The organism is Rhizobium sp. RCC_161_2, assembly GCF_041355235.1.
In the GTDB taxonomy this organism is placed as follows: domain Bacteria; phylum Pseudomonadota; class Alphaproteobacteria; order Rhizobiales; family Rhizobiaceae; genus Rhizobium.
This window is the reverse complement of the sequence record NZ_JBFUPL010000007.1, coordinates 295,471-310,980: the sequence shown is the minus strand read 5'-3', so window position 1 is coordinate 310,980 and position 15,510 is coordinate 295,471. Positions and strand designations below refer to the sequence as shown.

The window sequence follows — 15,510 nt, the reverse complement described above, 5'->3', positions numbered from 1 at the left end:
TTATGCGATAACAATCCTCTGCTACTCCAGATTAAACGGAGGCGCCTCCGTTTATTATCCTAGAGACTTGTCCGATGTCGTCAAGTCGCAATCCGCATGGAGCGAGAATTGGCGTCCAAGCCATCGACAGAGCCGAAGGACCAGACACCGCCAGCCGGCAAAAGCCTGCGCGCCGATGCACGGCGCAATCGCGACAAGCTCATCGAAACCGCGGCGCAAGCCTTCGCCGATCACGGCACCGCCGCCTCGCTCGAAGACATCGCCCGGCGCGCCGGCGTCGGTGTCGGCACACTCTATCGCCATTTCCCGACCCGCGAGCATCTGGTCGAGGTGGTCTACCGCCATGAGGTCGAAGCGCTCTGCGATGCGGCAGAGGAGCTTTCACGCGAGCTTACCCCCGATCGGACTTTGGAAGAATGGATGCACCGTTTCGTCGGCTACATCGCCACCAAGCGCGGCATGGGCGACAGCCTGCGCATCCTGCTCAACAGCAACTCCGAACTCTTCGCCGACAGCTACGGCAAGGTCCCGATCGTACTTGCTGGCCTGATCGCGCGGGCAGTGGCCGACGGCTCGATCCGCGCCGACGTCGACAGCACGGATGTGCTGCATGCGCTGTCGGGCACCTATTCCATGCCCAATTCCCCGGAATGGCACAACCGCTCCCGCCGGCTCGTCGGCCTTTTGATGGACGGTCTGCGCTGGGGCGCGCCGAGGGCCTGATAATCCACGGAAGTGTTCCTATATCCTTTTGGAACACGGATGGTCACGCATCTCCAAGATCGCCAAAACTCTGTGCGTGGCCCCTCACCCAACCAAGGAGCCCATCATGTCCGAAAAACCGGTCAAAATCCCCGGCCCCGATCATCCCATCACGATCGAGGACACGCATGCCCATGTCACCGTTTCGGTCGCTGGCAAGGTCATCGCCGATACACGGGAAGCGCTGTCGCTGAAGGAAGCCTCATATCCGGCGGTCCTTTACATCCCCCGCAAGAATGTCGACATGTCGGCCCTCAAGAGAACCGATCACGCGACCTACTGCCCCTATAAGGGCGATTGCTCCTATTACAGCATTGCGGCTGGCGGCGAGCGTTCGGTGAACGCGGTGTGGACCTATGAAAATCCCCATCCTTCCGTCAGCCGGATCAAGGACTATATGGCCTTCTATCCCGACCGCGTCGACGCGATCAGGGTCGAGGCTTAAAGCGTCAGTCCGCTTGTCGCGTCGAAGACATAGACCTGATCAGGATTGACGGTGACCTTCAACTGCTCCCCGTAGCGAACCGGGGCCTCGCCGTCGACGACGGCGGTCACCTGTTCGCCGGCAAGATCGAACAATACATGTGTCTGCGCGCCGGTCGGCTCGACCAGCAGCGTCTGGCCAGTGAGCGGCGAACCATTACCCGTTAAGCTGAGATGCTCCGGCCTCAGGCCGATCTTCACGCTCTGGCCGGGCTGCACCTTGCGTTCGCTCGCGATGCGCAGCGGCGTGCCATCCGTCAGCCGCACGGAAGCCGAACCGTTGACGCCTTCCACCACGCCATCAAGGAAATTCATCGCCGGCGAGCCGATGAAACCGGCAACGAAGAGATTGGCCGGCTGGCGATAAAGCTCGATCGGCGTGCCCTGCTGCTCGATCCGGCCCTGGTTCAGAACGACGATGCGGTCGGCAAGCGTCATGGCTTCGATCTGATCGTGGGTAACGTAGATCGAAGTCGTCTGTACCTTCTGATGCAGCGCCTTGATCTCGGAGCGCATCTGCACGCGCAGCTTCGCATCGAGGTTCGACAGGGGTTCGTCGAACAGGAAGACGGCGGGGTTGCGCACGATGGCACGGCCCATGGCGACGCGCTGGCGCTGACCGCCGGAAAGCTGCGCCGGCTTGCGGTCGAGCAGCTTGGTAAGGTCGAGCATGCGCGCGGCTTCGTTCACCCGCTGCTCGATCGCCGGCTTCGTCTCGCCCGAGAGCTTCAGATTGAAACCCATGTTCTCGGCCACCGTCATGTGCGGGTAAAGCGCGTAGGACTGGAAGACCATGGCGATGTTGCGCTCGCGCGGCGTCATGGCGTTAACCACCTGCCCGCCGATCGAGACATCACCGTCGGTGATTTCCTCCAGCCCAGCGATCATGCGCAACAGGGTCGATTTCCCGCAGCCGGAGGGACCGACGAGCGCGATGAACTCGCCATCGTCGATCGCCAGCGAGATATCGTGGATGACCGCCAGCGCGCCATAGGCCTTGTGGATGTTGTGCAGTTCGACGGATGCCATGCTTTTTGCTCCAGTAAGGCTCAGGACTTCACTGCACCGGCGGTGAGGCCGGCGATGATATGCTTCTGCGCCAGGAAGAAGACGATGATGGTGGGCAGGATGGTGAGCGTGATGAAGGCCAACACCAATTCCCATTCCGTGCCGAATTCGCCGCTATAGACCATCATGCCGAGCGGCCAGGGATAGATCGAATCCGAGTTCAGCATAATCAGCGGCAGGATGTAGCTGTTCCAGCTGCCGACGAAGGAGATGATGCTGACGGTGGCGATGATCGGCCGAGAGAGCGGCAGCGAGATATGCCAGAAGAAGCGGATATAGCCGCAGCCATCGACAAAAGCCGCCTGGAACAATTCTTCCGGAAGGTTTCGAAAATAGTTTCGGAACAGAAGAATGCTCATGCCGAGGCCGAAGGCCACCTGCGGCAGCACAACGCCCCAATAGGTATTAAGCAGGCCGAGATCGCGTATGCGGATGAACAGAGGCAGGATCGCCGTCGCCGCCGGAAACATCAGCCCAATCAGGAAATAGTTGAGCAGGAAGTTCGAACCGAAGAACTTCACATGCGCGAAGGCGAAGGCCGCCATCGCCGAGACCGATACCGTCAGAAACACGGTCAGCACCGCAATGATCAGCGAGTTCATCATCTGCCGCCAGTAGCGGTCGCCAAACAGGATGCCGGTATAGTTCTCGAAATGCCACTCGGCTGGCAGGCCGAAGGGATTGACCCGGAGATCCCCCAGCGACTTGAAGCCGCCGAGCATGGTTGTCAACAGCGGGATCAGCACGATGGCGGCGATGATGGTCAACGACGCATAGAGATAGATCTTCGTGCCGATCTTCAGTCGAACGGATGAGGCGATATCAGTCATTGCGCATAAATATCCGTTTGTAGCCGAAGGCGAGGGTGACGCAGATGACGAACAGCACCACGCCGACGGCGCTGCCGAGGCCAACCTGCATGCGGGTGACGCCGAAATTGTAGAGGAAGGTCACCATCGTCTGGGTCGAGTTGAACGGTCCGCCGCCGGTGAGCGGCATGATCATATCGAAGAGCTGCAACGAGCCGACGACCGCAAAGAACACCGACAGGCGCAACGTCGAGCCGAGCAGCGGCAGGGTGACGTAGCGGAACTTCTGCCAACCGGTGGCGCCGTCGATTTCAGCCGCTTCCAGCACGCTCTTGTCTAGGGATTGCAGGCCGGCGATGAACAGCATCATGTGGAAGCCGAAATATTTCCACACGATCACGCCAAGCACCGCGTACATCGCCAGATCCTTGTCGGCGAGCACGTAGGGCGTGGCGGTTCCGAGGAAGTGTGCGATCGCGGCGAAGAGGCCGTAGTCGCCGTCATAGACGAAGCGCCAGATCAGGCCTGCCGCGACTTCCGCCAGCACGTAGGGCAAAAAGAAGATCAGCCGAAAGAGCACGACACCGCGAATACGGTGCGCCAGCATGGTCGCGAGCCAAATGGCAAGCGGCACCTGCACGGCAATCGATACCACGATGATCAGCGCATTGTTTTTGAGCGAGGTCAGGAACGCGGCATTCTTGAACAGCACCTGGAAATTACGCAGGCCGACGAACTCCGTCGGCAATCCGTAGCCGTTCCATCGGTAAAGGCTGTACCAGGCGGCCTCTCCCATTGGCAGGATGACGAAGATGCTGAAAAGCAAAAGCGCCGGCGGCAAGAACAGCAGGATGACGGGCATGCGACCGCGCGCGGCCGGCGATTTTCGGCGCGCCGCAGGTCTCGCTCTAGAGATGGGCCGGATAGCGGTCGTTGCGCTGACATCAGTCATTAATGATCCTGACCCCTGACGTTCCAGGGAAACATACGTCGTCTTTGGAAATGGTGAGCCGGTTTTGGAAGCTGGCTCACCCGATCAACTGTCACGCCAAATCCGGATCAATTTCGCAGATTGGCGCTAGGGTACGTTTCACCTTCTCCCCCACGGGGAGAAGGACGCCCAAAGGGCAGGTTGAGGGGGCATTGCACCGTAAGGATTGTACAGAATGCGCCACCCCCTCATCCGTCTCTCATCGCTTCACTTCGCTCAGCGTTTCGATCCACCTTCTCCCCGTTGGGGCGAAGGTGTTTTAGGTGCTAGAGCTGATCCTGCTCGAAAGCGTCCTGGACCTGCTGCGCGCCGTCCTTCGGCGTGATCTGGCCGGAGACGATGCCGACCGCGACATCGTTGACGACACGGCCGACGGAGGGACCCAGATCCTGGTCGAAGAAGTTCTGGTGCCAGGTCGAATGTGCCAGCTGTTCGGCGGCATCGCCCATCAGCGGTCCCTTGACGCCGTCCTCGGAACCGATCGTCGCCGGAATGAGCATGCCGGCCTGCGCCATTGTGCGTTCATTCTCCGCATTGGTGAGATAGGCGAGGAAATCGAGCGCTTCCGGCGGGGCCTTCTTGGTCACGGCCCAGCCGTTCAGGCCGCCGAGCGTATCGGTCGCGAGACCGGCGCCGCCGGTGACCGCCGGGAAGGCGAAGCGGCCGACATTGTCGTCGGCCAGGCCTTTACCGTCGCCGGAATTGGTGCGCTGGTTGGCGACGGTGTTTTCGAAACCGAGGATCATCGCGGCCTTGCCATCGCCGAAGATGCCGAGCGCCTGCGGCCAGGTGGCGCCGAGATAGCCCGGCTGGAACGGCTCGAGCTTGCCGAGCTCTGCGAGCTGTTCGCCCGCCTTGATGATCGCCGGATCGTTGAAGCCGTTGCCCTGACCGGTCTTGGCCGCGGTGAAGACCGGCTGGCCGCCGTCGCGCATCACCAGATAGCTCCAGTAGAAGTGGATCGGCCACTTCTCGCCGCCGCCGCCGGCGATCGGCGCTATACCGGCCGCCTTGATCTTCTTGACCGCGGCAAGATAGTCGTCCCAGGTCTTGATGGCAGTCGCATCGACGCCGGCCTTGGCGAAGAGCGCCTTGTTGTAGAAGAAGGAAACCGTGCCGAGCTTGTAGGGTACGGCGCTGATCTTGTCGTCGAAGGTCAGGCCTTTGACCGCTGCCGGATTATAGGCCTTCAGCCAGGCGCCGTCCTTGGCGTTCATCGCCGCGGTCAGGTCCATCAGCGTGCCGGTCTGCTCCTGCTGCTTCAGCACACCGCCGCCCCAGCTGAAGAAGAAATCCGGCGCGTCGCTCGATTGCAGCAGCGTCGGCAGCTTTGCCTTGAACGCCTCGTTCGCCAGGAACTGCATCTGGATCTTCACGCCCGGATGCTGGGCTTCATACTGATCGGCGATCTTGCGCCAGACGGCCACATAGTTTGGATCGGTTTCGAGATGCAGCCACTTGACGACCGTGTCAGCCGCGGCGCTGGTCGCGCCGGAAAGCATCGCAAGTCCCGTGGCAGCAGCAATGGCGGCAATACGCACGCCGCGAAGGGCCTTCGCCCCACGTTCATAAAACATGATTGTCTCCTCCCAAGGGAACAACAGCCTCTATAATTTTTCCCTTATGCGGATTAATTCAACGGAGCTTTGCTGAAATGTCAACCACCATTCCTAAATTTTCGGCAGAAGCGGCCGGAAGTGGCTTGACATCAGGCTACAAGCATAGGCTATTTAATTCGCATCCCGTCAAAAATACCAGGCCGCAACCGAGCGGAAACGTCATTCGGCACCATTCTCATGAAAACAGCAGATCCCGAGCTTATGCGGGCGATAAACCGCTTCAATGTGCTGGATACGATCCGGCGGGCGGGCTCCATCGCACGTATCGAAATCAGCGAAAGCACCCAGCTTTCCACCACCACGGTTTCGGCCATCACCGCTTCGCTCCTTGATGACGGTCTAATCCTGGCCCGCACCGAAGGCGACCTGCGCGAGGCCGCCGCCCGTGGCCGGCCGCGCGTCATGCTGGAGCTCAATCCGGACGCCGCCCGCGTCGTCGGCGCAAAGATCGCCGCCAACCGCATGGTCTTCGTCGTCGCCGATTTCCGCGGCGAGGTCTTGTCGACGCTGACGCTTGCGCTTCGCGTCGACCGGCAGCCGATCAGCGTCATTGCCGACCTGATCGAGGACGGCGTGCGCCGCTGCGTCGTCGATGCCGACCTGGCGCTGGACGAGATCGATTCGGTCTGCCTCGGCCTTCCCGGTGTCATCGAGCACCGCACCGGCCATGTTCGCTCGAGCCCGATCTTCCGCGAAAGCGGCGTCGACTTCGCCAGAGAAATGTCCGAACGATTGGGCGTCCCCACCATCGTCGAGAGCGATGCCCATGCCATCACGCTGGCGCATCACTGGTTCGGCCAGGCACGGGACCTCGACGACATGGTGCTGGTGTCGCTGGAACAGACGCTCGGCCTCGGCGTCTTGCATGCCGGCCAGCTCTTTCGCGGCGCCGGCGGCCTGAGCCACAATCTTGGCGACCTTGTCCTCGGCATAGGGCCGCAGGGCACCATACGGCTTGCAAGCCTAGCAGGCGAAAGCGCCATCCTCGGCGACCAGCAGAACGGCCGCTTCGCCGAAGCCATTCGTCTCGGCCGAGGCATGGCGCATGCGAAGACGCTGATTGCGGCCGAGGATAATGTGCTGATCAGCGCGGCCATCCGCGCCGGCGAGGCCTGCGGCGTGGCGCTCGCCAATATCGTCACGCTCTTCGCGCCGCCGCGCGTCATTCTCGTCGGATCGAGCCTGGCGCTCGGCCAGCCCTTCCTCGACAGCCTCCGGGAGGCCTATTCCCTGGCCATTCCACCCTCGATCAAGGGCGTGACGGAACTCGTCTTCGACCAGTCGACGGACGAAACCTGGGCGCAGGGTGCGGCCGTCGTGGCGCTTCGCGAGCTCTATGAATCGCCTTGGGGAACGACGGGGCCGGCATCGGCCCTCTGACCCGCAAGGACGGACAAGCATTTCATTTGGAGGAAGTTTTATGGAAAAGGTCGGCATTGGCATTATCGGCTGCGGGAACATTTCCGGCGCCTATCTCAAAGCGATGAAATCGTTTCCCATTCTCGACATCAAAGGGGTCGCAGACCTCAATCGCGAACTGGCCGAAGCCAAGGCTGCCGAATTCGGCCTGAAAGCCGTCGATGTCGCCGCCCTCTTCGCTGACCCCTCGATCGAGATCATCGTCAACCTGACCATTCCGAAGGCGCATGTCGCCGTCGGCCTGCAGGCGCTCGATGCCGGCAAGCATACCTATTCGGAAAAGCCGCTCGGCATCAATTTCGCCGAGGGCAAGACGCTCGCGGATGCCGCCGCCGCCAAAGGCCTGCGCATCGGCGCGGCCCCCGACACCTTTCTCGGCGGCGGACACCAGACGGCGCGCGCCATCATCGACGAGGGCGCGATCGGCATTCCGGTCGGTGGCATCGCCACCTTCATGTGCCCCGGCCACGAGCGCTGGCATCCGAATCCGGCTTTCTATTACGAAGTCGGCGGCGGACCGATGCTCGACATGGGTCCCTACTACATCACCGACCTCGTCAACCTGCTCGGGCCGGTCTCCCAGGTCGCCGGCTTTACCGTGACGCCGCGCAGGGAGCGCATCATCACCAGCGAGCCGCGCAACGGCGAGCACATCCCCGTGCATGTGCCGACCCACGTTGCCGGCGTCATGGCCTTTGCCAGCGGTGCCGTCGTGCAGATCGGCATGAGCTTCGATGTCGCCGGCCACAAGCACGTGCCGCTCGAAATCTACGGCACAGAGGGCACGCTGATCGTGCCCGATCCGAACCATTTCGGCGGCGAGGTCGAGTATCTGAAGAAGGGTGGCCAGTTCGAGCCGCGCGAGGTCACGGCGCCCTATGCCAACGGCAACTATCGCTCGCTCGGCGTCGCGGATCTGGCGCACGCCATCCGCTCCAACCGGCCGCATCGCGCCAATGGCAGCCTGGCGCTGCATGTGCTCGAAGTCATGGAAGCCTTCCAGACGGCCTCGGACAGCGGTCGCACGATCACCATCACCACACAAACGGAACGTCCGGCCCCTCTGTCAGAGTCCCTCGTGGACGGAAAAATCGGTCGTTAACCGCGCAATTTCAGGAGGAATATCATGCGTGAAGCACTTATCGTCTGGGGCGGCTGGAGCGGCCACGAACCGCAGGAATGCGCCCACATCATCCGCGACATGCTGGAGGAGGACGGCTTCAAGGTCTATCTCGAAAACAGCACCGAAGCCTTCGCCGACCCGTCGATCCACGATCTCAGCCTGATCGTGCCGATCGTCACCATGTCGAAGATCGAGAAGGAAGAGGTGAAGAACCTCGCCGAAGCCATCGAGAGCGGTGTCGGGATCGCCGGTTATCATGGCGGCGCCGGTGACAGTTTCCGCGAAAGCGTCGAATACCAGTTCATCATCGGCGGCCAATGGGTCGCCCATCCCGGCAACATCATCGACTACACCGTCAACATCACCCGGCCGGACGACCCGATCATGGAGGGGATCACCGATTTCCCCTACACGTCGGAGCAATATTACATGCATGTCGACCCATCGAACGAAGTGCTGGCCACCACCACCTTCACCGGTGACCACGCCTACTGGATCGACGGTGTCGTCATGCCGGTCGCCTGGAAGCGCAAATACGGCAAGGGCCGCGTCTTCTATTCCTCGCTGGGCCACCAGGCCAAGGAATTCAGCGTGCCGCAGATGAAAACCATCTTCCGCCGCGGCGCCAACTGGGCAGCACGTTGACGACGAACCGGTCGGGGCCAGCCCCATAGGTGGCTGCTACATCCGATGAAGACCTGGAACCGCCCGAAGCAATCTGCTGCGGGCGGTTTTGTATTTGAAAAATGCACTACGAAGGCAATACGGAGGTTATGTTGTCGCCTTGCATGTTTTGCGATGTGCGAGAACTGATCCGAAACCGGAGTTTCCAGACATATGCTTCATCATATCTCCTTCGGCGTCTCCAACATTGAACGCGCAGCGACATTCTACGATGCTGCTCTTGCCCCGCTGGGATACATTCGCGTTTGGGAAGATCTGAGGCCGGGAGAAATGGGTCAGGCCGTCGGCTACGGCATTGCCGGCGGTGGCGATAAGCTGGCGTTGAAGTTCTGTCCGGAGGGTCAGCGGCCGCCCGGTCCGGGTTTTCATCTGGCCTTGGCCGCTGCAAGCCGACAAGGCGTCGTCGACTTCTATGAGGCGGCTATCGCAAACGGAGGAACAGGCAACGGTTCCCCCGGCCTTCGACCCCACTATGGGCCGCATTATTTTGCGGCATTCGTGATCGATCCGGATGGCCATCATATCGAAGCCGTCTTCAATTCTCCCGATTGATGGTGGAAGGCAGGCACCTTGCCACTTTGATCCGAACTGGTAAGCTACCCGCCAGCACACCACAAACTCCGGTGATGCTCGCGCTTTTTGCTGCCATGGGGGATGGATGGATCAGGGCGCCATGGAAGCATCGAACAGTTCGACGGTCAGCTACGGCACCGAACCGGGATTGCGTTTCGCCTCCCTGCTCGACGGACAGGGCGGCTGCCGGCAACTCAGCCTGGAACAGGTCGGTTCCTGCAAGCCCGGGGAGGGCGTCACCTGGCTGCATTTCGAGCGCGATCATCCCGCTACCGCCGACTGGATCACCCATAAGAGCGGCCTTGACCCTTTCGTGGTCGAGGCGCTGCTGGAAGAGGAATCCCGCCCGCGCGTCGAGCCGGTGGGCGACGGGCTATTGATTATCCTGCGCGGCGTCTGCGCGACATCCCCTGATGGCACGACGCAGAAGCCCGCCGATATCGACCTCGTGCCCCTGCATCTCTGGGTCGATGGTGAGCGCATCGTTTCACTTCGCGACAGCGGCCACTACATCACGGCGCTGCGCGATATCCGCCTGTCACTGGAAAAGAAGAAGGGACCGCAGCGCTCCGGCGAACTGCTCGCTTTGATCGGCGACAAGCTGGTGCGCGATCTCGAACCCGTGCTCGACGCCATGGACGAAGAGGTGGATGAGCTTGACGAGCTGATCTTTCACGGCGAGGCCGGCCAGGTGCGCGAGCGCCTGAAGCTTTTACGCCGGCGGGCCGTGCAGCTTCGCCGCTATCTGGCGCCGCAGCGCGACGCGCTGAACCGCATCGAGCACGACGACGCGCCCTGGCTTGCCGAACGCGACAAGCTGCGCCTGCGCGAGGTCATCGACAAGCTGATGCGCTATATCGAATATCTCGACGCCATCCGCGACCGTACCGGCATCCTGCATGACGACTTGTCGACCGTCATCAGCGAGCGCATCGCCCGCAACTCCAACCGCCTCGCAGCCCTCGCCGCGCTGCTTCTGCCGCCAAGCGTGGTGGCCGGCCTGTTCGGCATGAATGTCGGCGGCATTCCCGGCGTCAACGATACATGGGCCTTCGTCGTCATCGTCCTCTTCGTGACGATCACCTCGATCGCCACCCTCTGGGTGCTGAAGCGCATCAACTGGCTTTAGCCACCGCTTCGCTTTTTCGCTTCCCGACCAGGATTTCGCGCCATTTCCTATCCCGATCAATCAGTTATCGGATTCATTTCAAACCCCTAAAAAAGCGCGGGAATGAGATTTATGAAGCGAAACTGAAACGCGGCTAGTTTTCGTTTGACATTCCTTTATCTTCATTTATCGTCGTTATGGTTTCGGTTTTCGCTTGAGGGGCGCAAAGTGAAACAGGGGGAGGTTCCATTGTCCATAGATCGAATCGATAGCAAAAATGGCGCTGCCAGCAGAGCAAGCTGCATTGCCATTCAGCCTGCGCGCCGTGGCCTGCGCGAAGGCAGTTTTTTTGCATCGAGCTTCAGACGCCGCATTCTCTTAAAAGCATTTCACCCTTCGGAACCTGGCACCGGGGCGCAACCGCGCGCGACAAGTGCCGAGCCGGCTTGGGCAAAAAACATCACCCCGTAAGACGTAACCGACCCAGAACTATCAATCTCCTCGCAGCGGCATCGACATGCCGCGCATGGAAGGAATCTATCGTGCTTGAACTCAGAAACGTGTCGAAATCGGTCAGCGGCGAAACGCATATCGCCGAAACGAACCTGACGCTGCAGCGCGGCACGCTGAATGTGCTTCTCGGACCGACGCTGTCGGGCAAGACATCGCTGATGCGGCTGATGGCCGGCCTCGACAAGCCGACGACGGGGACGATCCATGTCGACGACACCGACGTCACCGGCGTTCCCGTGCAGCGCCGCAACGTCGCCATGGTCTACCAGCAATTCATCAATTATCCGGCGATGACCGTATACGACAACATCGCCTCGCCCATGCGCCTTGGCGGCACCGACGCGGAGACGATCGACCGCGAGGTGAAAAAAGCCGCCGATCTCTTGCGGCTCGGCCCCTTCCTCGATCGCCTGCCGCTCAGCCTTTCCGGCGGCCAGCAGCAGCGCACGGCGCTGGCCCGCGCCATCGTCAAGAATGCCGGCCTGGTGCTACTCGACGAGCCGCTCGCCAATCTCGACTACAAGCTGCGCGAAGAACTGCGCGCCGAGCTGCCGAAAATCTTCGCCGAATCCGGCGCCATTTTCGTCTATGCCACGACCGAGCCCTCCGAGGCGCTGCTTCTGGGCGGCAATACAGCAACCCTGTCGCAGGGCCGCATCACGCAATTCGGGCCGACGATCGATGTCTTCCGCAGCCCGAAGGACCTGATGACCGCCACCACCTTTGCAGACCCGCCGCTGAACACCATCACGCTCGAAAAGCGCGGCAACCTCTTCGTGCTGAACGACAGCATTCGCCTGCCCGTGCCGCAGGACCTAGCGGACCGGGCGGACGGCCCCTATACGATCGCCTTCCAGCCACACCATCTGGCGCTGAAGCCGCAGACGCCGGAAGCCGTCGCCGCGCCGGCACGGGTGATGGTGACCGAGATCACCGGTTCGGAAAGCTACATCCACATCGATTTCGCCGACCGACGCTGGGTCATGCTGACCCAGGGCGTCCAGGACATCGATGTCGACGATGCGATCGACGTCTATATCGACCCGCGCCACATCATGGTGTTCGACACCGATGGCGCCGCAGTTACACCCGCCCTCCAACGGGCAGCCTGAGGAGAGACACGGCCAATGGCACGTATCGACCTGGATCATATCCGACACGCCTACAACGACCACCCGAAGTCCGATGCGGACTATGCGCTGAAGGAAGTGCATCACAGCTGGGAGGACGGCAGCGCCTATGCGCTGCTCGGGCCGTCCGGCTGCGGCAAGACCACGCTGCTCAACATCGTCTCCGGCCTGGTGCGCGCCTCGGAAGGCCGCATCCTCTTCGACGGCAAGGACGTGACCCGGCTATCGACCCAGGAGCGCAACATCGCTCAGGTCTTCCAGTTCCCGGTCGTCTACGACACGATGACGGTCTATGAAAACCTCGCCTTCCCCTTGCGCAACCGGCACGTTCCGGAAGCCGACGTGAAGCGCAAGGTCGACGAGATCATCGAGATGATCGGTCTTTCCGACAGTGCCCATCGCAAGGCGCGCGGCCTGACGGCCGACGCCAAGCAGAAGATTTCGCTCGGCCGCGGCCTGGTGCGCTCCGACGTCAACGCCATCCTGTTCGACGAGCCGCTGACGGTCATCGACCCGCATATGAAATGGGTGCTGCGCTCACAGCTGAAACAGCTCCACCGCCGCTTCGGCTTCACCATGGTCTATGTCACCCACGACCAAACGGAGGCGCTGACCTTCGCCGACAAGGTCGTGGTGATGTACAATGGCGAGGTGGTGCAGATCGGCACGCCGAACGACCTGTTCGAGCGCCCGCGCCACACCTTCGTCGGCTATTTCATCGGTTCGCCCGGCATGAACGTCATGCCGATCGAGATCGACGGCCGCAATGCGCGGCTCGGCAACCGCACCATCGCCCTCCCCGGCGCACCCATTGAGCGGCGTGAAGGCCGCTCCGAACTCGGCATCCGCCCGGAATTCGTCCGCCTCGGCCGCGAAGGCATGCCGGCGACGGTTACGCAGGTCGAGGATCTCGGCCGCCGCAAGGTGGTGCGCGCCAAGCTGGACGGACAGGACATCGTCGCCGTCATCGGCGAGGACCAGACGGTGCCGGCCGAACCGCATATCGCGTTTGATCCCGCCGGCATCAATATTTACGCCAACTCCTGGCGCGTCGAGATGGGAGCCTGATCATGGACAAGCCGTGGAACAACAAAGCCTGGTTCATGCTCATTCCCGTCCTGGTGCTGGTCGGCTTTTCGGCCGTCATTCCGCTGATGACGGTCGTGAACTATTCGTTGCAGGATACCTTCGGCAACAACGTCTTCTTCTGGGCGGGGACGCAATGGTTCGAGGAGATCCTACACTCCGGCCGCTTCTGGGACGCCATGTTCCGCAACCTGATCTTCTCCTTCGTCATTCTGGCGATCGAGGTGCCGCTCGGCATCCTCATCGCCCTCAACATGCCGAAGAAGGGCGTCGGCGTGCCGGTCTGCCTGGTGCTGATGGCCCTGCCGCTGCTGATCCCGTGGAACGTGGTCGGAACGATCTGGCAGGTGTTCGGACGCAGCGATATCGGCCTGATGGGCTATGTCCTCGTCAACCTCGGCATCGATTATAATTACGTCTCCGATCCGGCCGACGCCTGGGCGACGATCATCATCATGGATGTCTGGCACTGGACCAGCCTTGTCGTGCTGCTCTGCTATGCCGGCCTTGCCTCCATTCCCGACGCCTTCTACCAGGCCGCCAAGATCGACGGCGCCTCGCGCTGGTCCGTCTTCCGCTACATCCAGCTGCCGAAGATGAACCGGGTGCTGTTGATCGCCGTGCTGCTGCGTTTCATGGACAGTTTCATGATCTATACCGAACCCTTCGTCGTCACCGGCGGCGGCCCCGGCAATTCCACGACCTTCCTGTCGATCGACCTTGTGAAGATTGCGCTCGGCCAGTTCGACCTCGGCCCCGCAGCGGCAATGTCGCTCGTCTACTTCCTGATCGTGCTGCTGTTGTCCTGGGTCTTCTACACCGTCATGACCAATTATGATGCGGGAGCGACGCGATGAGCGCCAAACCTCTTTCCACCACGGCCGACGACGCAACGATGCACAAGATGGCCGCTTCAGGCCCGGTCGTCGGCGTGACCGCCACGACCGGTGCGCAGCCGATAAGCCGGCATCGCGAGGAAGGGCGCTGGTCATGGCTGGTACCGACCCTCTACATCATCTTCCTGCTCCTGCCGATCTACTGGCTCGTCAATATGAGCTTCAAGACCAATGAGGAGATCGTCGGCGGATTGACGCTCTATCCGCATGCGCCGACCCTGCGCAACTACACGATCATCCTCACCGATCCGTCCTGGTATAAGGGCTATATCAACTCGATCACCTATGTCGTCATGAACATGGTGATCTCGGTTGGCTGCGCGCTACCCGCGGCTTATGCCTTCTCGCGCTACCGCTTCCTCGGCGACAAGCACGTCTTCTTCTGGCTGCTGACCAACCGCATGGCGCCGCCGGCGGTCTTCGCGCTGCCCTTCTTCCAGCTCTATTCGGCCTTCGGCCTGATCGACACCCATATCGCGGTTGCGCTGGCACATTGCCTGTTCAACGTGCCGCTCGCGGTCTGGATCCTCGAAGGCTTCATGTCCGGCGTGCCGAAGGAGATCGACGAAACGGCCTATATCGACGGCTATTCGTTCCCGCGCTTCTTCATCAAGATCTTCATTCCACTGATCGCCAGCGGCATCGGCGTCGCCGCCTTCTTCTGCTTCATGTTTTCCTGGGTCGAGCTCCTGATTGCCCGCACGCTGACGGTGACCGACGCCAAGCCGATCGCCGCCATCATGACGCGCACGGTCTCGGCCTCGGGCATGGACTGGGGCCTGCTTGCCGCCGCCGGCGTGCTGACCTTGGTCCCCGGCGCACTCGTCATCTATTTCGTCCGCAACTACATCGCCAAGGGCTTCGCGCTCGGCCGCGTCTGAAGGGAGACCATCATGAATACCGATTTTTCCTGGATGGCCTGGACACTGCCGACCGCGCTGTTCTTCGCAACGATCCTGGCGCTGCTGATCGGCATGGCCGTCTGGGAATATGTCTCGCCCGGCGGCAATCCGCGCATCGGCATCCTGCGCTTCGAAACGACGCGGGGCGACCGGTTGTTCGTCTCGCTGCTCGGCGCCGCCTTCATCCATCTCGCATGGCTGGGTCTGATCGGGCCTAGCCTGTGGTGGGCGGTCGGCATTTCCGTGGTCTATGCCATCGGCGTCTTCCGCCTGGTCTAGAGCAATTCCAGGAAAAGTGCGCCAGCGGTTTTCCGTCCGGAATTGCGTAAAAACAAAAAGTCAGA

General features: G+C 61.4%; 16 protein-coding genes. 12 read left to right on the top strand and 4 right to left on the bottom strand.

From position 1 onward, the window contains the following. Positions 1-108 precede the first annotated feature (108 nt). A complete protein-coding gene (locus AB6803_RS19820; protein ID WP_371110478.1) occupies positions 109-723 on the top strand; it encodes a TetR/AcrR family transcriptional regulator in 615 nt (204 codons plus the stop codon). A 106-nt stretch (positions 724-829) separates the two neighbouring features. Beyond that, complete coding sequence (locus AB6803_RS19815) at positions 830-1,207, top strand: DUF427 domain-containing protein (RefSeq protein ID WP_371110477.1); 378 nt, start codon at positions 830-832, stop codon at positions 1,205-1,207. Here the strand turns inward: AB6803_RS19815 and AB6803_RS19810 are convergent. The 4 genes from AB6803_RS19810 to AB6803_RS19795 form a co-directional block, all read right to left on the bottom strand. After that, entirely contained in the window at positions 1,204-2,274 is a 1,071-nt protein-coding gene (locus tag AB6803_RS19810) for an ABC transporter ATP-binding protein (RefSeq protein WP_371110476.1), read from the bottom strand. The two genes, AB6803_RS19815 and AB6803_RS19810, sit on opposite strands and share 4 nt — an antisense overlap. 20 nt (positions 2,275-2,294) lie before the next feature. Next, positions 2,295-3,143 carry a carbohydrate ABC transporter permease gene (locus tag AB6803_RS19805; RefSeq protein WP_034521924.1) on the bottom strand — a complete coding sequence of 283 codons (849 nt, stop codon included), beginning with the start codon at positions 3,141-3,143 and terminating at the stop codon, positions 2,295-2,297. Continuing rightward, positions 3,136-4,074, bottom strand: coding sequence for a carbohydrate ABC transporter permease (locus AB6803_RS19800; protein ID WP_371110475.1), 939 nt, complete (start codon positions 4,072-4,074; stop codon positions 3,136-3,138). The genes AB6803_RS19805 and AB6803_RS19800 overlap by 8 nt, the downstream gene beginning before the upstream one ends. A gap of 305 nt (positions 4,075-4,379) precedes the next feature. Then, positions 4,380-5,690, bottom strand: a complete 1,311-nt coding sequence (locus tag AB6803_RS19795) for an ABC transporter substrate-binding protein (RefSeq protein ID WP_371110474.1) — start codon at positions 5,688-5,690, stop codon at positions 4,380-4,382. Positions 5,691-5,909: 219 nt separating this feature from the next. Between AB6803_RS19795 and AB6803_RS19790 the strand changes: the two genes are divergently transcribed. The 10 genes from AB6803_RS19790 (at position 5,910) to AB6803_RS19745 (ending at position 15,445) form a co-directional block, all read left to right on the top strand. Further along, positions 5,910-7,112 carry an ROK family protein gene (locus AB6803_RS19790; RefSeq protein WP_371110473.1) on the top strand — a complete coding sequence of 401 codons (1,203 nt, stop codon included), beginning with the start codon at positions 5,910-5,912 and terminating at the stop codon, positions 7,110-7,112. A 40-nt stretch (positions 7,113-7,152) separates the two neighbouring features. Then, positions 7,153-8,253: a Gfo/Idh/MocA family protein gene (locus tag AB6803_RS19785; RefSeq protein WP_371110472.1), complete on the top strand. Its 1,101-nt coding sequence runs from the start codon at positions 7,153-7,155 to the stop codon at positions 8,251-8,253. 24 nt (positions 8,254-8,277) lie between these two features. After that, a complete protein-coding gene (locus tag AB6803_RS19780; protein WP_037219113.1) occupies positions 8,278-8,919 on the top strand; it encodes a ThuA domain-containing protein in 642 nt (213 codons plus the stop codon). A gap of 192 nt (positions 8,920-9,111) precedes the next feature. After that, positions 9,112-9,510 (top strand): VOC family protein, encoded by a 399-nt coding sequence (locus AB6803_RS19775; protein WP_371110471.1) that lies wholly within the window; start codon positions 9,112-9,114, stop codon positions 9,508-9,510. 121 nt (positions 9,511-9,631) lie between these two features. Then, positions 9,632-10,660 carry a zinc transporter ZntB gene (locus AB6803_RS19770; RefSeq protein ID WP_371110470.1) on the top strand — a complete coding sequence of 343 codons (1,029 nt, stop codon included), beginning with the start codon at positions 9,632-9,634 and terminating at the stop codon, positions 10,658-10,660. Between the two features lie 521 nt (positions 10,661-11,181). Next, complete coding sequence (locus tag AB6803_RS19765) at positions 11,182-12,264, top strand: ABC transporter ATP-binding protein (RefSeq protein WP_371110469.1); 1,083 nt, start codon at positions 11,182-11,184, stop codon at positions 12,262-12,264. Positions 12,265-12,279: 15 nt separating this feature from the next. Continuing rightward, the gene (locus AB6803_RS19760) at positions 12,280-13,350 is read left to right on the top strand and encodes an ABC transporter ATP-binding protein (protein WP_047453443.1); all 1,071 of its coding nucleotides are present in this window, start codon (positions 12,280-12,282) and stop codon (positions 13,348-13,350) included. Positions 13,351-13,352: 2 nt separating this feature from the next. After that, positions 13,353-14,225 carry a carbohydrate ABC transporter permease gene (locus AB6803_RS19755; protein ID WP_371110468.1) on the top strand — a complete coding sequence of 291 codons (873 nt, stop codon included), beginning with the start codon at positions 13,353-13,355 and terminating at the stop codon, positions 14,223-14,225. Positions 14,226-14,272: 47 nt separating this feature from the next. Further along, positions 14,273-15,145, top strand: coding sequence for a carbohydrate ABC transporter permease (locus AB6803_RS19750; protein WP_371110543.1), 873 nt, complete (start codon positions 14,273-14,275; stop codon positions 15,143-15,145). Between the two features lie 12 nt (positions 15,146-15,157). Continuing rightward, positions 15,158-15,445: a DUF2160 domain-containing protein gene (locus AB6803_RS19745; RefSeq protein WP_371110467.1), complete on the top strand. Its 288-nt coding sequence runs from the start codon at positions 15,158-15,160 to the stop codon at positions 15,443-15,445. The last annotated feature ends 65 nt before the right edge of the window (positions 15,446-15,510 follow it).

What these genes read in the sequence shown, in the direction of transcription:
- AB6803_RS19815 (WP_371110477.1), top strand. Translation starts at nt 830, where the DNA reads ATGTCCGAAAAACCGGTCAAAATCCCCGGCCCCGATCATCCCATCACG.
- AB6803_RS19810 (WP_371110476.1), bottom strand. Translation starts at nt 2,274, where the DNA reads ATGGCATCCGTCGAACTGCACAACATCCACAAGGCCTATGGCGCGCTG.
- AB6803_RS19805 (WP_034521924.1), bottom strand. Translation starts at nt 3,143, where the DNA reads ATGACTGATATCGCCTCATCCGTTCGACTGAAGATCGGCACGAAGATC.
- AB6803_RS19800 (WP_371110475.1), bottom strand. Translation starts at nt 4,074, where the DNA reads ATGACTGATGTCAGCGCAACGACCGCTATCCGGCCCATCTCTAGAGCG.
- AB6803_RS19795 (WP_371110474.1), bottom strand. Translation starts at nt 5,690, where the DNA reads ATGTTTTATGAACGTGGGGCGAAGGCCCTTCGCGGCGTGCGTATTGCC.
- AB6803_RS19790 (WP_371110473.1), top strand. Translation starts at nt 5,910, where the DNA reads ATGAAAACAGCAGATCCCGAGCTTATGCGGGCGATAAACCGCTTCAAT.
- AB6803_RS19785 (WP_371110472.1), top strand. Translation starts at nt 7,153, where the DNA reads ATGGAAAAGGTCGGCATTGGCATTATCGGCTGCGGGAACATTTCCGGC.
- AB6803_RS19780 (WP_037219113.1), top strand. Translation starts at nt 8,278, where the DNA reads ATGCGTGAAGCACTTATCGTCTGGGGCGGCTGGAGCGGCCACGAACCG.
- AB6803_RS19775 (WP_371110471.1), top strand. Translation starts at nt 9,112, where the DNA reads ATGCTTCATCATATCTCCTTCGGCGTCTCCAACATTGAACGCGCAGCG.
- AB6803_RS19770 (WP_371110470.1), top strand. Translation starts at nt 9,632, where the DNA reads ATGGAAGCATCGAACAGTTCGACGGTCAGCTACGGCACCGAACCGGGA.
- AB6803_RS19760 (WP_047453443.1), top strand. Translation starts at nt 12,280, where the DNA reads ATGGCACGTATCGACCTGGATCATATCCGACACGCCTACAACGACCAC.
- AB6803_RS19755 (WP_371110468.1), top strand. Translation starts at nt 13,353, where the DNA reads ATGGACAAGCCGTGGAACAACAAAGCCTGGTTCATGCTCATTCCCGTC.
- AB6803_RS19750 (WP_371110543.1), top strand. Translation starts at nt 14,273, where the DNA reads ATGGCCGCTTCAGGCCCGGTCGTCGGCGTGACCGCCACGACCGGTGCG.
- AB6803_RS19745 (WP_371110467.1), top strand. Translation starts at nt 15,158, where the DNA reads ATGAATACCGATTTTTCCTGGATGGCCTGGACACTGCCGACCGCGCTG.